General features: G+C 33.1%; 1 protein-coding gene. It reads left to right on the top strand.

What is annotated here, in order from left to right; genetic code table 11:
* Positions 1–143: 143 nt before the first annotated feature.
* On the top strand, positions 144–1,363 hold a 1,220-nt coding region (locus AC1DIT_RS28120), incomplete at its 3' end, for a helix-turn-helix domain-containing protein (RefSeq protein ID WP_476998602.1).

The following is a 1,363-nucleotide window of genomic DNA, read 5'->3' as shown; positions in this document are numbered from 1 at the left end:
CGAGAGTTTGCCCTTGAACTAGGAAAGTATTTTTATAATAATCGAGCGTATAAACAATCTGCAAAATATTTCGAAATGGCAGCTGAGAATACAATAAACTAGGAAAAAAATTTAATTCATTGAAAAAGTAGAGGGGAAGAAACATGCAAGTTGGAGAACGAATCCGTCAAATTCGTATACATAAAGGATTGACACAAGGGGAACTTGTATCAGGAATATGTTCTATCGCTTATTTAAGTAGAATAGAAAATGGACAAATTAAACCGTCTTCTTCTTTTTTAAAAAAGGTTTCTCAAAAGCTAGATGTTGATTGTGCTTTTTTAATAGAGGGGCAGAATGAGGGAGTCGAATCTAATATTCTTAAAATATGCGAAAAATATAAACAAGATGAAAGTATCAGTGAGACGGAATTATCTTCATTAGAACTGTATGTTCGTGATACGGACTCAATGCCTTTATTACTAAAGGTCTACGGTGTTCTCATATACTACCATGCTCGAAACTATAAATTAATATATGYAGCGTCACTTGTCGATCAAGCGTCACAAGTGATTCCGGATCAAATAGAAACACAAGATATGGAAGATTATATATATTATCTAATGGCTAAAGGACTTTATTTTTTTAATAAAGAAGATTATGTTACTGCATTTGAAATTTACAAGAAGATAGAAAATATGCTTGGTCCTGAAGAAACGGTGCAACATGCTCATATATATTACAACATAAGTCAACTACGTATGAGCCTTGATAAAGATCAAAGTATTAGTCGCATGTATGCCAAAAAAGCCTATAAACTGTATGGGAAATTTAATAAAGAACAAGAAAAAATACATGTGTTAATCAGTCTTGCGATGCAATACAACAGGGGGAAACTACCAGAACAAGCCATGAAATCTTTGAAACAAGCAGAAAATGAAGCGAAGACGAATTACAATCCTTTGAATGTATGTTTGATTGCGTATAATTACGGGAAAATCTATCAAGGCTTGAAAGACTATGCGAATGYGATTCCATATTATGAAAAAAGTTTAGAACTGAGTGAGTATCTCCCGCGAACAGCTGATAAGGTGTATATACTCCGGAATTTAATAGAAATTCATATGGAGCGAAAGGACTGGCATACTGTTAATAAACTGATAGATGATGCATTTGATATTCTATCTATTTGTGATGTACCTTACGCACATGTTCAACTCTATGGATTTAAAGCCCAAATATCCAAATTACGGGGGAATTATGATAGTTTTGAAAAAAATATGGGAAAAGCAATTGAAATGGGACTAGAAAAAAGGCAATATCCTTTAGTTCGAGAGTTTGCCCTTGAACTAGGAAAGTATTTTTATAATAATCGAGCGTATAA

This window comes from Bacillus sp. 05T22 (assembly GCF_056396765.1).
This window is presented reverse-complemented; position numbering and strand designations above follow the sequence as displayed.